This is a genomic window from Flavobacterium hercynium, from assembly GCF_002217285.1.
In the GTDB taxonomy this organism is placed as follows: Bacteria; Bacteroidota; Bacteroidia; order Flavobacteriales; family Flavobacteriaceae; genus Flavobacterium; species Flavobacterium hercynium.
In genome coordinates this window covers 255112-272211 of record NZ_MUGW01000017.1, presented here as the reverse complement: position 1 = coordinate 272211, position 17100 = coordinate 255112, and the positions used below count along the sequence as shown (strand labels likewise).

Below are 17100 nucleotides of genomic sequence, written 5' to 3'. Positions count from 1 at the left end.
TTTTGGCTATTAATATCAATAACAAAGATATTTGTTTCTTAATGAAAACAAGATGCTAAAAATTTTAAAAGCTGAATTTTCTTTATAAATTATATTTCATTGAAAAAATGATGTAGCGCGGCTGTACTGCATATTGAGATACGCGGGTAGAAAACTGCGAAAAACTGTCATCGTTTAGGAATTTTGTATTCAACAAATTCGTTGCAGCAAGTTTATATTCCCATTTACTGTCTTTCTTTTGATAAATTAAACTGGCGCTTAAAAAATCATATTCGTTATTCACCGATTTGCTTCCGTTGTAATAATGGTAAAACTCATATTCAGAAACAAACGAAAAACTATTCAGAAAATAATAATCTAATCTCGCAAAAGGCTTGTCTGTGTAGAATGTCGAACCGCTGTATTTGTTTATTAAAGCGTTATATCCAAACTCGATATTCGGTAAGTTTTTATAGTTTGTTGAAGCTTTTACGGTATAACTTTGACTAAAACTTTCTGTTGTTGCCAAAACGTTATTCTGAATGTTGTTGAATTTTGACCAGTTCAAAACTGCATTTACAGAGGCTTTATAATTTCTCAAAAACGATCTTCCATAATTTCCAATTCCTGTAAAGGTTTCATCAGCCAAATTAGAATTGTATGGTGTCGATGATTGATTAATTCCTGTAAAATCTGCCTGTGTTTTTATTGCATCCGTCTTTTTGGTATAGGTTGCATTTGCAAAAATATTTTCAAAATTGAACATATTATATTTGAAATAACGCAGCGTATGAACTTGTGAAGTCGCATTTTCTAAAAAACGATTTCCTCTAAACAAACTGCTGTAATCTGACAATACATATCCCGAAGCCAATTGATTAATATCTGTAAAATCATTGGACAATGAAAAATTATAAGTTAGCGTTTCTGCTTTTTTTATTTGATACAATGCAAAAAAATCGGGCAGGAATTTCATGAAGTTTTGAGCAAAACCTGTTCCCAATTGCGTGTTTTCCATTTGATACGAATGCAGGCTAACTCCTGGTGTCAGTGTAAACTTTCCTGTCAATATTTTATAATGAAGACCTAAAAAGGTATCATTAAAATTATAGTTTACATTGTTCTTATTCTCATTCCCATTCAAATCATTTTTATCTCCATTATCTAAGATCTGAAAAATGTTCGAATCAAAATTTTGGTGTGAGTAAGTATTTCCCAACGTAATGTTGATATTACTTTTTGGCGTAACCATATAGTAATAATCTAATTTAGCATCTATCTTATTGGTTTTTACAAATCGATCCTGATTCAGATCATTTCTGTTCTGCCCTGATATGTAACCTGTCATATCAAAAGGCTGTGATCTTAAATTGGCATTGTAAAACGGGTTTTCATCCTGATACAAATGCTGCATTTCGAACGCAAAAATGTTTTTATCACTTTGTGTGTAATACAAACTCAAATTTTGATTGATAGACGTTGGATTTTGCTTTTTGGTTGTTAAAATGTTTTCTGTAACCGAAAAATTATTGACTACGGATTCCCGCAACAAATCAGTATCTTCATCCTGCTTTGATAATTTGGTCAAAACATCATAATCGAACTGCAATTTTGTATTGGGCTTGTAGCTCGAACTTAGTTTAAAAAGCCCCAAATTATTTTTTTGATGTGTTACCTCGTCTCTTTTTTGCTGATCTCCAGAATCTAAAATCGTCGTTTGTGAGTTGGTCTCGAGATTAGTTTTTGAAGAAGAAAGAATTCCGAAACCGCTAATGTTCCATTTTTTGTTTACAGAGTAAGCAAAGTTTGTGGCTCCAAATTTCGTTTCGATTTCCTTAGCACGATTATTTCTTAAAATCGAAATTCCTAAATCATTCGATGAAACATTAAAATTGCTTCCTCCCTTTTTCATCATATTTCTAAATCCACCAGTGAATTTAAAATAGTCCTGAGCTGTGAGCGGTAATTCGCCTATGTTATTAAAATTTGTAATTAAATTTATGCTGTATTTTGGACTGTAATAAAACAGTTTCGGGTTAATGATGTATCTGCTGTCCAGCTCTCCTACTCCTGTTCCTGCTGTCATATCACCAAACCAAAAGTTCTTTTTCCCTTCTTTCAGTTTAATATTCATAGCAAGATTGTCCTGATCGTTTTCTAATCCTTTTAAAGCTCCAATCTCATTGTAATTTCGTAAAACCTGAATTTTATCAATGGCATCAGCAGGAATATTTTTGACACCCAATTTGGTATCTCCATCAAAGAAATCCTTTCCTTCTACCATCAATTTACTCACTTTTTTGCCCTCTACTTCAATTTCTCCATCAGCATTAACCTCAACTCCCGGTAATTTTTTTAGTACATCTTCGAGTTTTCTTTCTGTTCCTGATTTAAAGGAATCGGCATTATAAACAATCGTATCGCCTTTTATAGAAACGGGCATTTCACGAACAATTTCGACACCTTCGAGTTCTATTCCGGCATCGTCCATGACGATGTTCTGATTAATATTTTCTGTTTTGGTAGTAAGTGTAATTTCTTTAGATTTCATTCCCAGATAACTCACCTTAATTGCATAAGAAGCATTGGGTTTTAAGGTGAGCTGAAACTTACCTTTATCATTTGTAATTCCGTATGAATCCATTGCTTTAGTAGCATTATTGATTGCCATAATATTGGCCATTTCTAAAGCATTCTTTTGTTCATCCTGAATAAATCCATCAAAACGAATGCTTTGAGAATAGGAAACAGAAGTCAATAAAAAAGCAAGGAACCAAAGTAATTTGTTCATTTTGAAGGCATTTATAATAAGTAAATATTGCGTATAGAATTATCTTCCCATCATGGGCGGTCCTCCGGCGCGACCGCGATTCATTTCTCTAAACTCTTCCATTTTTTTGATAACCGTTTCGTCATAATCCTTTTGAGAAACAACTTTGCCTTTTGTAGATGGTTTTATGGTTACTTTGTCTTTTGCATTCAACACAACTTTAGAGCATAAAATAACTGTTTTTCCATCATTGATTTCTAAAATCAATCCAGGTAATCCCCAATAATTTTCAGGTCCCTGACTTACTGGAATATCCGGCGTATACCAAGCTGTAATGGCTATTTCTTTTGGCATCTCAAAATTATCTTCGAAATTGGTTTTGGTTTCAGCCGATGTTTTTTTCGTTTCGTCGGCTTTCTTTGCTGCCTTTTTATCATCTGGATTTTTAGGTCTGAAATTTCTAAAATCTGTTTTACTGGCTTCTTTTACTGCAGTTGCTTTGTAGCAGGTGTAGCCGCCAATCAATTTGGTTTCAGCTTCTAATTTCCATTTTAATTGAGGTAAAGAATCAGTAACTAAAAACTCTTTTCCCATAAATTCCTTATCTACGGTATACGATTTACTTTTTACATCTTTATAAAAAGTTCCGCCACCGCCCATCATAGAGTTCATCATCATTCGCATACCACCGCCTTGCTGACCGGGCGCTTCGAGTTTTTCTTCTTCTTTGTAGATAGAAGCTGATTTATCAAAATTAAGAACAAACGTTTTTTCCAGCATTTGTTTCATACGTTCCTCTATGGTTTTTTGCATCTCAGGCGTAATATCTCTGTTTCCACTTCGTATTCCATCAATTTTGGGAGCTTGCGTTTTCGACTCATAAACAGCCATTCCCTGAAAATCTTTTTGTGCCTGCATCTGACTAAAAACGAGCAGGAAGAATAAATAATATGCTATCTTTTTCATTGGTTTATTTTTAGAATGTAGTAAATCCGATAAAACTTACATTCAAATGTATTATTAATTTTATGATCCTAAAAATTAAATATATGAATACTGTATAGCGATAGACTAAAGTGCTTATTTAAAAGACTGTTGAGATTAGCTAAAATTGCTATATCAAAACGCAACAAAGATCTGTTTTAGCGTATTCTAACGCCCTTTTTTTTGTAATTTGGCTTTTTTATAAATCCTGATCTCATGAGCAAAACGCTGCGAAAAATTTTATTTTCATTTTTTATATCTTGCTCTTTATCAGCGGCTTTTGCGCAAACAAAAATAACTCCAACCCCTATTTCGCATCTTAAAATCAATGCTGATAACTTTTTGGGATATGATTCTTTTGGCTATTATTATCAAATAAAAAACAATGTTTTTAGTAAAATCAAGGGAAAAGAAACTTTTGAATACAAAAATGTTTCATTGGGGAACATTACAAAAGTAGATATTCTAAATCCTCTTAAAATCGTTTTGTTTTATGAAGATTTCAATAGTGTTGTTTTACTGGACAACCAGCTTAATAAGATTACGGAGATTAATTTTTCCCAAAATACTATTCCAATTGTTGTTTCTGCCATTGGAATGTCTACTCAGAATCAGCTTTGGGTTTACAATGCGCTGAACCAGCAAATAGGACTTTTTGATTATTTGAAAAATGAATATAAAACGGTTTCTACTCCTTTAACAGAAAACATACAATATTATCAAACTGATTTTAATACCTTTTTTTGGATTGATAAAAACAACAACCGCTTCTCTTGCGATATTTTTGGAAAAACAACTTCATTGGGAAAAATGCCGGATTTTGATGCTATTGAAATTATAAATCAGCAGCAATATATTTTCAGCAAAAATAATTTACTGTATTACAACGTTATGAAGGAGCCAAATTTGAACGTAATTTCTGAAATTGAAATTTTAGAAAAAACCTTTGATAAATTCTGTTACAAAGACCAAATTTTATCTATTTTTACATCTAGAGAAATTTCAATTTATAAAATCGTAACACCGTAATGCACATAGCAATAGCAGGAAATATAGGCGCTGGAAAAACTACGCTGACCAAATTATTAGCGAAACATTTTAAATGGGAGCCTCATTTTGAAGATGTAGTTGATAATCCTTATTTAGATGACTTTTACCACCAAATGGAGCGTTGGTCATTTAACTTACAGATTTATTTCTTAAACAGTCGTTTTCGTCAGGTATTGCAAATTCGTGAAAGTGGTAAAAAGATTGTTCAGGACAGAACCATTTATGAGGATGCGCATATTTTTGCACCCAACTTGTATTCGATGGGATTAATGACCAGCCGTGATTTTGAGAATTATACTTCTTTGTTTGAACTAATGGAAACAATGGTAAAGGCTCCGGATTTATTAATTTACTTAAGAAGTTCTATTCCTAATTTAGTGGGACAAATTCATAAACGCGGACGTGAATACGAAAACTCTATTTCTATTGATTATTTAAGCCGTCTGAACGAAAGATACGAAGCCTGGATACAAACGTATACAAAAGGAAAACTTTTAATCATTGATGTTGACAATATAAACTTTGTTGACAATCCGGAAGATTTAGGTAACATCATTAATAGAATTGATGCTGAACTTAACGGTTTATTCTAGACATCAATTTATTCGAAATAAAAAATGCCTCTATTTCTAGAGGCATTTTTGTTTGTCGTTATCAAGTGCTTATCACTTTGTTGATTCAATTTTTGCTTTTACATCTTCTTCCGTTCCTTCAAAAACTTCTGTGGTTGTTTTTCCATTTTCTGTTTTGGTTACGGTTCCGACTGTTACACCGTTAGTGGTTGTTAAATTAACCTCAACACGCTTTTTATCGTATTTGCTGGTATCAAAGCAATCTGTTTTTTCATGAAGACCGTCAGCATGTGCATTCATTTTTACACAACAAGCACTTTTTTTCGCTATTATGGTAGAAGAATGTCCATCACCCAAAATAGGCGCGATGACTAACCCTATTAAACATGTTAATTTGATTAGAATATTCATAGATGGTCCTGATGTATCTTTAAACGGATCTCCAACGGTATCTCCGGTTACAGCGGCTTTATGCGCATCTGAACCTTTATAGGTCATCTCTCCATTAATTAAAACTCCAGCTTCAAAAGATTTTTTAGCATTATCCCAAGCACCTCCGGCATTGTTTTGAAAAACAGCCCAAAGCACTCCTGAAACAGTAACTCCTGCCATATAACCTCCAAGCATTTCAGCTATTAATTGATTGTTGTCTGCATAAACCAGTTTTCCTAACAAAACAATCGCAATAGGGAAACCAATTGTTAGAATTCCAGGCAACATCATTTCACGCAACGCTGCTTTGGTTGAAATTTCTACACATTTTCCATATTCCGGTTTTCCGGTTCCTTCCATAATACCGGGAATTTCCTTAAACTGACGGCGTACCTCATAAACCATATCCATCGCCGCTTTTCCTACTGAATTCATCGCTAAAGCGGAAAATACTACCGGAATCATTCCACCAACAAATAACATGGCTAAAACAGGTGCTTTAAAAATATTGATTCCGTCTATTCCTGTAAAAGTTACATAGGCCGCAAATAAAGCTAATGACGTTAAAGCTGCTGAAGCAATTGCAAATCCTTTTCCGGTTGCTGCGGTTGTATTTCCTACTGAATCCAGAATATCGGTTCTGGTACGAACTTCTTTTGGTAATTCGCTCATTTCTGCAATTCCTCCTGCATTATCTGAGATAGGTCCAAAAGCATCAATTGCCAATTGCATTGCTGTTGTTGCCATCATTGCAGATGCTGCTAAGGCAACGCCATAAAATCCTGCTAAAGCATACGAGATCCATATTGCAGCTGCAAATAAAAGTACAGTTGGAAAAGTAGAAATCATTCCGGTTGCTAAACCTGCTATTACATTTGTCCCTGCTCCTGTAGATGATTTTTGTACAATTGCCATAACGGGTTTTGTACCTAATCCTGTATAATATTCTGTAACTGATGAAATAGCACCACCCACAATTAAACCAACGATTGTAGCATAGAAAACACGCATTGATGAAATGGCTTTTGCTCCTTCACCAAAAAAACTCATTTGCATTGTTTCCGGCAACATATATTGTACTAAAAAGAAACAGGCAATTGCCGTTAAAACAATCGAAACCCAGTTTCCTATATTTAGTGCTTTTTGTACTTGTGCTTCTTTGGCATTATCATCTGAAATTTTCACAAGCATTGTTCCAATAATTGAAAACAAAATTCCGAAACCTGCAATGGCCATTGGTAATAAAATCGGACCTATACCGCCAAAAGCATCCTGAATGTTTCCGCCCATGTCTTTAATTACATAGTTTCCTAAAACCATAGCAGCTAAAACGGTTGCTACATACGAACCAAACAAATCGGCTCCCATTCCTGCAACGTCACCGACATTATCTCCTACGTTATCTGCAATTGTGGCCGGATTACGAGGATCATCTTCAGGAATTCCTGCTTCAACCTTACCAACTAAATCGGCTCCAACATCAGCAGCTTTAGTATAAATTCCGCCACCAACTCTGGCAAACAAAGCGATTGATTCTGCTCCTAAAGAAAATCCTGCCAAGGTCTCCAGAACAATAGTCATCAATTCTGACGGAGTTCTTGAAACACCATCTATAATTGCGCCTTCCCAAACACCATTCATAAAAAAGTGAAAGAAAATAATAAAGAATCCTGTCAATCCCAAAACAGCTAAACCTGCAACTCCAAGTCCCATTACGGTTCCGCCTCCAAAAGAAACCTTTAATGCCTGCGGTAAACTGGTGCGGGCAGCCTGAGTGGTTCTAACATTTGTTTTGGTGGCAATTTTCATTCCCATATTTCCCGCCAAAGCAGAAAAGAAGGCACCAAAAACAAAAGCAATTACGATTAATATATGTGTGGTAGGAACTATAAAAGAAATTCCGGCTAAGACTAAACTTGCACCAATTACAAAGAAGGTTAGTAATCGGTATTCGGCTTTTAAGAAGGCAATTGCCCCTTCGTAGATGTGATCTGAAATCTCTTTCATCTTGCCGTCACCTGCATCTTGTTTTAAAACCCAAGTCCTTTTTATTCCCATGAAAAGTAATCCAACAATTGCCATAATAATTGGCAAGTAAATCATAAATGCATTCATAATATTATAGTGGTTTTGGTTAATAATCAATAAACTAAGTCTTACGAATTTAAACAAAAAAAAGCAATACTCCTGTTGGAATATTGCTTTTTTATAAATTATGAAGGCAAAAAATTATTTAATACTAAATAATCCTGCTGGTTTGTTTTCGATATCATCAAAACGCTTCGTGCACTCAGCAATAATTGCAAAAGCTTCGTTTACATCTCCCCATCCTTCTACATCAACTTTTTTGTTTTCAAGATCTTTATAAACCTGGAAGAAATGTTCGATTTCTTTTACCAAGTGAGGATTCATGTCTGAAAGGTCTGTTAAAGAATTCCAGATTGGATCAGAAACAGGTACACAAATAATTTTTTCATCTGGTCCTTTGTCATCTGCCATATGGAAAACACCAATTGGTTTTACTTCCATAACACATCCAGGGAAAGTTGGCTCATTTACTAAAACCAAAACGTCTAAAGGATCACCATCAAGAGCTAAAGTTTCAGGAATAAATCCGTAATCTGCAGGATACATCATTGAAGAAAATAACATTCTGTCAAAACGCATTCTTTTGATTTCGAAATCGTACTCGTATTTATTTCTGCTTCCTCTTGGTATTTCGATTAATACATCGAAAGTTGTTAGTTTGTCTGCGGTCATTTTTGTTTTTTATAATTTCTATATTTTCGACTGCAAAAGTAACTAAAGAATCGTCTTTTACAATAAAAAACAGTGTAATATCTTCATTAAGTTTTAAGAAACAAGCGATTAGTACGTAATTTTTTGCTTTCGCCTCTTTCATTAATACGTGCAACTAAAAAATGGGACAAAAAATGATTTAAACTGCGTTATGTAGCACTAGTCAATTTCAAATTACCCGTTAACAAATTTATTGCAACCAAAGCTCCATAGGAACGATCCATTTTGATCTTCTTTTTTTAGCGCTAATAATATGGACCGATCCTATGGATCTCCTTTGTCTCTTTAAATTGATAAAGCCGGATTAAAATCCGGCTCTACAATATCTTCGAGCCGCTGGCTCTATAAAAGCTTAGACTAGCTAAGCGTAAAGTTTATTTTTTTTTAAAAATAGAATCCGAACGATCCTTTTACTGCGAATTTATGTGCATCCGGCATGTTTAAGTAATTTCCTCTCCACGAAAAATCGATACGGAAGACTTTGAAAATATTTCCAATTCCGGCGTTGTATTCCCAATATACTTTTTCCGGAGCGTTGTATGGCAATCCTGAAGCATTAATTGCACGATTAGCATCAGAAATAGTTCCATGAACAGCTCTGGCACCAATAAATTCTCTCCAGTTTAATTTTCTCATAAACGGAATTCTGGCGAATAATCTTCCTCCAAAATCATGATTCCATTGTAATGTAGTATATTGATCTGTTACAAATTCGTAGAAATTCAAATTACTAAATGTATTCTCTATTGTAAAATAAGTCTGGTTTCCGGGAATCACATTCATTAAGCCTAACGGAATAGTACCAAACGTTTTTCCTGTTTCCAGAATTACATTTGATCTTCCTAATGGCCCAATAATAATAGGCTGTTTATAATACAATTGAATTCTTTCGTACGCAAAATCGCTATCTAAAACACCTTTAAGACCGTAACTAAAATTCACGAAGAATTGACTAAAAGGACTACTAACCAATTTTCGCTCTACTCCGTAACCAATTGTTTTACGATTTGGCATAAACTCAAATTGAATATTGGCTTCAAATTGTTTTACATCACTTGCTATAACACCTACAGGATCCTGAGCTGTCGGTAACGTTTTATAATAATCTAAACTAAAGGTTTTCGAGGCTGATTCTAATGTTCGGTATGAAATTCCAGCTGAGAAAATAAAATTTTTCATCGGTTCCATTTCAAACGAAACGTTGCTCAAATTAATATTCGTTAATTTTCCGTTACTTCCCGTTGTAAACAAAGCAGATGACGCAAAACTTCGTCCCAGAATATCATTTGTTGTCGTTAAGCTGGCACCAATTTGCTCAATGTCACGCCTGTTTCCTCCTGAAATAATGATTCGATTTTTTTTATCGACCATCCATTTTCCAGAAACACCGTATTTAAATTTATTATCATCAAAACCGTAAGCAGTGTAACCCTGTATACGCCAAGGATCATTTGGTCCAAAATATGTTCGTCCTCCTGCCCTTAATCGTAACCCTTCGACTTCGTTATAACCGAATGTAGAAAAGACGGGACCAAAATCAAAATTTTTGAATTCTACATAACCACTTCCTAAAATTGAAACTAAACTGTAAAGCTGTTTGAATTTCTTGACTGTTTGAAGTGTATCGAGCATTTTATAAATTCCTGCTTCGTCCTTATTGAGCTTCTCGAATCGATTCTCTGCCCAAAAATCTTCTGGCCGGTCATAAACAGCATTGTCTATAAAATTGACTTCTTCTTTATAAAATTTTTCCGGTTTCTGAAGATTGAATTTATGATTTCTAAACAAAGTGGTTCTTTTTCCATAAACTCCTTTTGATTCTTCTTTTTTGTTTAAAGCAAAATCAGACATCATGTAATCACGTGTCAACAGAAAAACAGAATCATTTTCTACCTCAAATTCCTGCTCAATATAAATATCTTTTACCCAGTTAATATTGGCACTTTTGGTAACTGCCATATTAATTTTTTTAATGGCAAAAGTGGTATCATTAACCCAAAAATCACCTTTAAAAGTTAATTCATTTTTACGCCTTGGATAAAAAACGATATTAAAACACCATTTTTTATCGATATACGCACTGTCCTTCAATACATAATTATAAACATCAATCCCGGTTTTTGATAATGGGCTTGTAAAACTTTTATCAAAAAACTTTAGGTGATTGTCGTAAATATTATAATCTGAATAAAGATCTTTTATGAAAGATAAAATTTGCTGATTACCACTAAACCCTGAGGTTTTGTTTCCGGTAATATTTTCTTTTGTCTTCTTAATTTTATTGTCGCCGTAAACATCATAAACAGATTCGCTGATAAAAATAGGCAAATACGTTTTTCCTGTAACCTCTGAAGTATCAACATGATTAAAAACAAACTCCATTCCTTTGAATAGTTTGCTTTTTATTAAAGCACTATCAATCGTGTTCATATCAAACTCGACTTTCTCGTACTTCTGCATCTGATATTGATTGAATTGGTACAAACCGTTCTTGCGCTTTCGTTCCCAAATTTTTCTCAATATATCTATTGCAGGATTATTTTTTTTTGATGTTTTTCCCGTAAAAATTACGACTTCATTTAGAGCTTCTGCTTCGCTTAGAATTATTTTAAAATCGTAATTTACCGCTTTTTCTAAATTGACTTCTTTATCTGAAAATCCCGCTGAACTAATAAGCAGAGCAGTATAATTATTTGGTGATTCGAGATAAAAACGACCATCTTCATTAGCAACTATTCCTGTATTTGAACCTTTGAAAACAACATTGGCAAAAGGAATAGGCAGATTTGTTTTATCTAAAACAATTCCGCTTACTTTAGTTTGAGCAGTAATAATACTCGCAAATGCGAATATAAAAAATAAACTGAGTAAAATTATTCTTTTCATAAGCCGGCAAAAAAAAAACTTCATCAATTACTACGAATGATGAAGCTTTCTAAATATTGTATATTGACTACTTGTACATTACTTTTTTAACTGCTTTTACCACATCACCAGCGTTTGGCAACCAATCTTTAAGTAAAACAGGAGAGTAAGGCGCAGGTGTATCAGCTGTTGTAATACGTTGAATAGGAGCATCAAGAAAATCGAATGCTTGTTCCTGAACGATATATGTGATTTCAGAAGAAATACTTGCAAATGGCCATGCTTCTTCTAAAATTACTAAACGATTTGTTTTTTTAACTGAAGCAAGAATAGCATCTTTATCCATAGGACGAACTGTTCTTAAATCAATAATTTCACAAGAGATTCCTTCTTTCTCTAACTCATCAGCAGCGATAAAAGCTTCTTTAATGATTTTTCCAAAAGACACAATAGTTACATCTTTTCCTTCACGTTTAACATCAGCAACTCCTAATGGAATTGTATATTCTCCGTCTGGCACTTCGCCTTTATCACCATACATTTGCTCTGATTCCATGAAAATTACCGGATCATTATCGCGAATTGCAGATTTTAAAAGTCCTTTTGCATCATAAGGTGTAGAAGGTACAACTACTTTTAGTCCCGGAGTGTTAGCAAACCAGTTTTCTAAAGCTTGTGAGTGAGTAGCTCCTAATTGACCTGCAGAAGCAGTTGGTCCACGAAAAACGATAGGCACATTAAATTGTCCTCCTGTCATTTGACGCATTTTAGCAGCATTATTTATAATTTGATCAATACCTACTAAACAGAAGTTGAAAGTCATGTACTCTACAATAGGACGACAACCATTCATCGCTGATCCTACTGCAATTCCTGTAAAACCAAGTTCAGCAATTGGAGTATCGATTACTCTTTTTTCTCCAAACTCAGCAAGCATTCCTTTAGAAGCTTTGTATGCTCCATTATATTCTGCAACTTCTTCGCCCATTAAATATATGGATTCATCGTGACGCATTTCTTCGCTCATAGCTTCACAAATGGCCTCTCTAAATTGTATTGTTCTCATATTAATTTTGTATGTTGGATTTTTTCTGAAGAGCAAAAATAATTATTTTAAATAACTTAAAAGCATAAATTAGGATATAAATCACATGAAGTTACCCATTGCATTAGGTTTTAACTTTTAAAAGATTATTTTACCTATTACGAAATCGATGTAATGAAAATATTCTGAGTATTACTAAGACTTTCTTTCACAAACTGTTTGTTTTTTGTTTTATTCCTAATCATGAATGTCTTTTCTTAAAATATTCTTCTTCTTTATATTATATCAAAACTGTGATTAACAACTCTTCATTTACCAAAAACCACTCATAATCAGAGCAAATAATTATTTCAACATTATTAATTTCTTACGAAAAGCGGTCAATTTTCAACAATCTCCGAAAACGTAATAGTTTTTAAAAATATTATGCACGCATAGTATATTATTCCGATTTTAATTTCTAAATTTGTGAAAGCATATTATAAATTATAAAATATATACTTATGAAAATATTAGTTTGCATCAGCCATGTGCCTGATACTACTTCAAAAATTAACTTCTCCAATGGTGACTCAGAATTTGATACCAATGGTGTACAATATGTAATAAACCCTAATGATGAGTTTGGTTTAACTCGTGCTATTTGGTTTCAGGAGCAACAAGGTGCTACTGTAACTGTAGTAAACGTTGGAGGTCCTGATACTGAACCAACTTTGCGTAAAGCTTTGGCAATTGGTGCTAATGAAGCTATTCGCGTAAATGCAAATCCAACAGATGGTTTTTTTGTTGCTAAACAATTGGCTGAAGTGATCAAAAACGGAGGTTATGACTTGGTAATTGCAGGAAAAGAATCTTTAGACTATAACGGTGGAATGGTTCCTGGAATGATTGCCGGAATTTTAGATATAAACTTTTTAAATTCATGCACATCTGTTACTGTTGATGGAACTAGTGTAAAAGCTGTTCGCGAAATCGACGGAGGAAAAGAAACAGTAAGCACTTCATTACCTTTAATCATTGGAGGTCAAAAAGGTCTTGTTGAAGAAAAAGATCTTCGTATTCCAAACATGAGAGGAATTATGACTGCAAGAACAAAAGCACTTACGATTCTTGAACCAGTTGATGCTTCTGTAAATACAAAAGCAGTGAAATTTGAAAAACCAGCTCCAAAATCAGCAGTAAAATTAATTTCTCCTGACAATTTGGACGAGTTAATTAATTTATTACACAACGAGGCTAAAGTGATTTAAGATTGCAGACTTTAGATTTTAGATTGCAAATCGCAATACTAGATCTAAAATAAGCATTTGATTCACTTCAAAATCTAAAATCAATAATCTTTTTAGATTTCAACTTAAAAATCTGAAATCTAAACCTAAAATCTAAAATTATTATGTCAATATTAATATATGCAGAATCTGCAGAAGGAAAATTTAAAAAAGTTGCTTTTGAATTAGCTTCTTATGCTAAAAAAGTGGCAGAATCTTTAGGAACAACTGTAACAGCATTAACTGTAAATATCAGTGATGTAAGCGAGTTATCTAAGTACGGCGTTGACAAAGTATTAAAAGTAACCAACGATAAATTGGCTGGTTTTACTGCAAAAGCATACGCTGACGTTATTAAACAAGCTGCTGAAAAAGAAGCTACAAAAGTAGTTTTACTTTCTTCGACTACAGATAGTATTTATCTTTCATCATTAGTTGCAGTAGCATTAAATGCCGGTTTTGCATCAAACGTTGTGGGATTACCTGTTAGCACATCTCCTTTTCAGGTAAAAAGAAATGCTTTTTCTAACAAGGCTTTCAACATTACTGAAATCAATACTGATGTAAAAGTTCTTGGTCTGGCTAAAAACTCTTACGGTATTTTCGAAAATGCAGGATCTGCAACTGAAGAAGACTTTAATCCAACTATTGGAGAAGGTGACTTTGGAGTAAAAGTAGAATCTGTGGAAAAAGTAACAGGAAAAGTTTCTATCGCTGATGCTGATGTTGTAGTGTCTGGCGGACGTGGACTAAAAGGACCTGAAAACTGGGGAATGATCGAAGAACTAGCTTCAGTACTTGGAGCTGCAACAGCTTGTTCTAAACCTGTTTCTGACTTAGGATGGAGACCTCACGGTGAGCACGTAGGACAAACAGGAAAACCTGTTGCTACTAATTTATATATCGCAGTTGGTATTTCCGGTGCTATTCAGCATATTGCAGGTATTAACTCTTCTAAAGTAAAAGTAGTAATCAATAATGATGCTGAAGCGCCTTTCTTTAAAGTAGCTGATTACGGTATTGTTGGAGATGCTTTTGAGATTGTTCCTCAATTAATTGAAAAATTAAAAGCCTTTAAAGCACAACATTCTTAATTTAAGAAATTCTCTATAAAAATATAGCTGCCTAAAAACAAGATAATTGTATCTTTGCTTTAGGTGGCTTTTTTGTTCCATATTTTTTGACTAAAATTGCACCTTTATTTTTAAATCAAAAAAAGTATTAAAATGGAGGTATTAACAGCCTCTTTTTACCCACATATATGAGTCTAGTAAAATTATCTATAAAAGGAATTTCCTATAGTCAAACTCAGAATGGCGCTTATGCCTTAATTTTGAATGAAGTTGATGGAGAAAGAAAACTGCCAATTGTTATTGGTGCTTTTGAAGCTCAATCTATAGCAATTGCCTTAGAAAAAGAAATAAAACCTCCTCGCCCATTAACACACGACCTGTTTAAAAACTTCGCAGAAAGATTTGATATTGTTGTAAAACAGGTTATCATTCACAAACTTGTTGATGGTGTTTTTTACTCCAGTTTAATTTGCGAAAGAGATAAAATAGAAGAAATCATAGACGCAAGAACATCTGATGCTATTGCATTAGCATTACGATTCAATGCTCCTATTTTTACTTATAAAAATATTTTGGACAAGGCTGGTATTTATTTAAAATCAAATACTGCCGAAACGGATTCAGGTTCTCAGGAAATAGACGATGTACTTTCTAATCCGGAAACTTTTGGACATGAGGAAGAGAGCAACCAATCCGGGGATATGTACTCGAATCATTCTTTGCAAGAATTAAACGAGCTTTTAGATCAGGCCGTTTCTCAGGAAGATTACGAAAAAGCAGCTAAAATCAGAGACGAAATCTCGAAAAGATAATTTTTTTCATGCTATAGGCTGTAGGCTTTAAGCTGTAGGCTATATGCAAAGATATTAAGAGCTAAGTTGTAAGCGACAGGCAAGCTTAAAGCCTATTGCCTAACGCTTACAGCAAAAAACAAAAAAACAAGTTTGTAAGTATTTAGGAAAAAGCCTAAAGCTTACAGCCTATAGCCTAAAGCAATAATGAAGCAATACTTAGACTTAGTACAACACGTTTTAGAAAACGGCTGTCAAAAAGGAGACCGAACAGGAACAGGAACAAAAAGTGTTTTTGGCTACCAGATGCGTTTTGATCTAAGCGAAGGTTTTCCGATGGTTACGACCAAAAAATTACATTTAAAATCGATCATATACGAACTGCTTTGGTTTTTAAATGGCGATACCAATATAAAATATCTTCAGGAAAATGGAGTAAAAATATGGGATGCCTGGGCAGATTCAAATGGAGATTTAGGTCCCGTTTATGGTCACCAATGGCGTAATTGGAATAGCGAAGAAATTGATCAGATTTCTGAATTAATTACGGAGTTAAAAACAAACCCAAATAGCCGAAGAATGCTGGTTTCTGCATGGAACCCATCTGTTCTGCCGGATACTTCTAAATCATTTGAAGAAAACGTAAGCAACAATAAAGCGGCTTTACCTCCGTGTCATGCTTTTTTTCAGTTTTATGTAAGTAGTCCTGATATTGAAAAAGGAGAAACAAAAGGAAAATTATCTTGTCAACTCTACCAACGAAGCGCTGATATATTCTTAGGCGTTCCGTTTAACATTGCTTCTTATGCTTTGTTGACGATGATGATTGCTCAGGTCTGCGATTTAGATGCGGGCGATTTTATTCATACCTTCGGTGATGCGCATATTTACAACAATCATTTTGAACAGCTGGAATTGCAATTAACACGCGAACCAAAACCGTTGCCAAAAATGATTTTAAATCCTGAGATCAAAAATATCTTTGATTTTGATTATAATGATTTCACACTTGTTGATTACGAACCACATGCTGGGATAAAAGGAAGTGTAGCTGTATAATTTACTAAATCCGCCTAATAAGCGGATTTTTTTATACCACTAAAACACTATTCTCACTTCCGGCAAAGTCATTCCATTTATGAGAGTCCGCTTCCGGTTCATTAATATAGTGTCCGTCAACAACATATTTAAATTCATAAATGGCATCTTTAACAAGATCATAAGTAGCTTTAAAGGTGCCGTTCTTTAGCTTACTTAAGGTTCCTTCTTCGGCATTCCAGTTATTAAAATCGCCTACTACTGCGGCAGAATTTGCTTCTTTGGCATCAACAGAAAAAGTAACTTTACAAACGGGCTTTGTTTTTACAAATTGTTTCTTTAAGGACATAACCAATTAATTTTAAGATTAATACGACTAAATTACACAAATTCATATCACGGTTTGCATGTGTAAGTCAGTTTTGTGATAATAG

At 33.9% G+C, this 17100-nt stretch carries 13 protein-coding genes; 6 read left to right on the top strand and 7 right to left on the bottom strand.

Annotated features, from left to right (window positions below; all coding sequences use genetic code 11):
* Window positions 1–82: 82 nt before the first annotated feature.
* On the bottom strand, window positions 83–2770 hold the full coding sequence (locus tag B0A66_RS09075; RefSeq protein WP_089049527.1) for a TonB-dependent receptor: 2688 nt from the start codon (window positions 2768–2770) through the stop codon (window positions 83–85).
* Window positions 2771–2809: 39 nt separating this feature from the next.
* On the bottom strand, window positions 2810–3715 hold the full coding sequence (locus B0A66_RS09070; protein WP_089049526.1) for a GLPGLI family protein: 906 nt from the start codon (window positions 3713–3715) through the stop codon (window positions 2810–2812).
* Window positions 3716–3949: 234 nt separating this feature from the next.
* On the opposite strand from B0A66_RS09070, the gene B0A66_RS09065 reads away from it, so the two are divergent.
* Both B0A66_RS09065 and B0A66_RS09060 read left to right on the top strand, forming a co-directional pair.
* A complete protein-coding gene (locus B0A66_RS09065) occupies window positions 3950–4762 on the top strand; it encodes a hypothetical protein (protein WP_089049525.1) in 813 nt (270 codons plus the stop codon).
* Window positions 4762–5376: a deoxynucleoside kinase gene (locus tag B0A66_RS09060; protein WP_089049524.1), complete on the top strand. Its 615-nt coding sequence runs from the start codon at window positions 4762–4764 to the stop codon at window positions 5374–5376. Before B0A66_RS09065 ends, B0A66_RS09060 begins: the two co-directional genes overlap by 1 nt.
* Window positions 5377–5448: 72 nt before the next feature.
* On the opposite strand, the gene B0A66_RS09055 is transcribed toward B0A66_RS09060, so the two are convergent.
* From B0A66_RS09055 to B0A66_RS09040, 4 genes are all read right to left on the bottom strand, one after another.
* A complete protein-coding gene (locus tag B0A66_RS09055) occupies window positions 5449–7902 on the bottom strand; it encodes a sodium-translocating pyrophosphatase (protein WP_089049523.1) in 2454 nt (817 codons plus the stop codon).
* A 114-nt stretch (window positions 7903–8016) separates the two neighbouring features.
* Window positions 8017–8547, bottom strand: coding sequence for an inorganic diphosphatase (locus B0A66_RS09050; protein ID WP_089049522.1), 531 nt, complete (start codon window positions 8545–8547; stop codon window positions 8017–8019).
* 423 nt (window positions 8548–8970) lie between these two features.
* Window positions 8971–11472, bottom strand: a complete 2502-nt coding sequence (locus B0A66_RS09045; protein ID WP_089049521.1) for a DUF5686 and carboxypeptidase-like regulatory domain-containing protein — start codon at window positions 11470–11472, stop codon at window positions 8971–8973.
* A gap of 67 nt (window positions 11473–11539) precedes the next feature.
* A complete protein-coding gene (locus B0A66_RS09040) occupies window positions 11540–12517 on the bottom strand; it encodes a pyruvate dehydrogenase complex E1 component subunit beta (RefSeq protein WP_089049520.1) in 978 nt (325 codons plus the stop codon).
* 482 nt (window positions 12518–12999) lie between these two features.
* On the opposite strand from B0A66_RS09040, the gene B0A66_RS09035 reads away from it, so the two are divergent.
* From B0A66_RS09035 to B0A66_RS09020, 4 genes are all read left to right on the top strand, one after another.
* Window positions 13000–13746, top strand: a complete 747-nt coding sequence (locus B0A66_RS09035) for an electron transfer flavoprotein subunit beta/FixA family protein (protein WP_089049519.1) — start codon at window positions 13000–13002, stop codon at window positions 13744–13746.
* Window positions 13747–13889: 143 nt separating this feature from the next.
* Complete coding sequence (locus tag B0A66_RS09030; RefSeq protein ID WP_089049518.1) at window positions 13890–14858, top strand: electron transfer flavoprotein subunit alpha/FixB family protein; 969 nt, start codon at window positions 13890–13892, stop codon at window positions 14856–14858.
* 167 nt (window positions 14859–15025) lie between these two features.
* On the top strand, window positions 15026–15649 hold the full coding sequence (locus B0A66_RS09025; RefSeq protein ID WP_089049517.1) for a bifunctional nuclease family protein: 624 nt from the start codon (window positions 15026–15028) through the stop codon (window positions 15647–15649).
* Between the two features lie 186 nt (window positions 15650–15835).
* A complete protein-coding gene (locus tag B0A66_RS09020; protein ID WP_089049516.1) occupies window positions 15836–16687 on the top strand; it encodes a thymidylate synthase in 852 nt (283 codons plus the stop codon).
* A gap of 31 nt (window positions 16688–16718) precedes the next feature.
* Here the strand turns inward: B0A66_RS09020 and B0A66_RS09015 are convergent, their stop codons facing one another.
* Complete coding sequence (locus tag B0A66_RS09015) at window positions 16719–17015, bottom strand: isoamylase early set domain-containing protein (RefSeq protein WP_089049573.1); 297 nt, start codon at window positions 17013–17015, stop codon at window positions 16719–16721.
* Window positions 17016–17100: the final 85 nt, after the last annotated feature.

Excerpts from the sequence above, each read along its gene's own strand:
- B0A66_RS09075 (WP_089049527.1), bottom strand. The coding sequence starts at position 2,770 with ATGAACAAATTACTTTGGTTCCTTGCTTTTTTATTGACTTCTGTTTCC.
- B0A66_RS09035 (WP_089049519.1), top strand. The coding sequence starts at position 13,000 with ATGAAAATATTAGTTTGCATCAGCCATGTGCCTGATACTACTTCAAAA.
- B0A66_RS09015 (WP_089049573.1), bottom strand. The coding sequence starts at position 17,015 with ATGTCCTTAAAGAAACAATTTGTAAAAACAAAGCCCGTTTGTAAAGTT.
- B0A66_RS09040 (WP_089049520.1), bottom strand. The coding sequence starts at position 12,517 with ATGAGAACAATACAATTTAGAGAGGCCATTTGTGAAGCTATGAGCGAA.
- B0A66_RS09065 (WP_089049525.1), top strand. The coding sequence starts at position 3,950 with ATGAGCAAAACGCTGCGAAAAATTTTATTTTCATTTTTTATATCTTGC.
- B0A66_RS09045 (WP_089049521.1), bottom strand. The coding sequence starts at position 11,472 with ATGAAAAGAATAATTTTACTCAGTTTATTTTTTATATTCGCATTTGCG.
- B0A66_RS09020 (WP_089049516.1), top strand. The coding sequence starts at position 15,836 with ATGAAGCAATACTTAGACTTAGTACAACACGTTTTAGAAAACGGCTGT.
- B0A66_RS09030 (WP_089049518.1), top strand. The coding sequence starts at position 13,890 with ATGTCAATATTAATATATGCAGAATCTGCAGAAGGAAAATTTAAAAAA.
- B0A66_RS09025 (WP_089049517.1), top strand. The coding sequence starts at position 15,026 with ATGAGTCTAGTAAAATTATCTATAAAAGGAATTTCCTATAGTCAAACT.
- B0A66_RS09060 (WP_089049524.1), top strand. The coding sequence starts at position 4,762 with ATGCACATAGCAATAGCAGGAAATATAGGCGCTGGAAAAACTACGCTG.
- B0A66_RS09070 (WP_089049526.1), bottom strand. The coding sequence starts at position 3,715 with ATGAAAAAGATAGCATATTATTTATTCTTCCTGCTCGTTTTTAGTCAG.
- B0A66_RS09055 (WP_089049523.1), bottom strand. The coding sequence starts at position 7,902 with ATGAATGCATTTATGATTTACTTGCCAATTATTATGGCAATTGTTGGA.
- B0A66_RS09050 (WP_089049522.1), bottom strand. The coding sequence starts at position 8,547 with ATGACCGCAGACAAACTAACAACTTTCGATGTATTAATCGAAATACCA.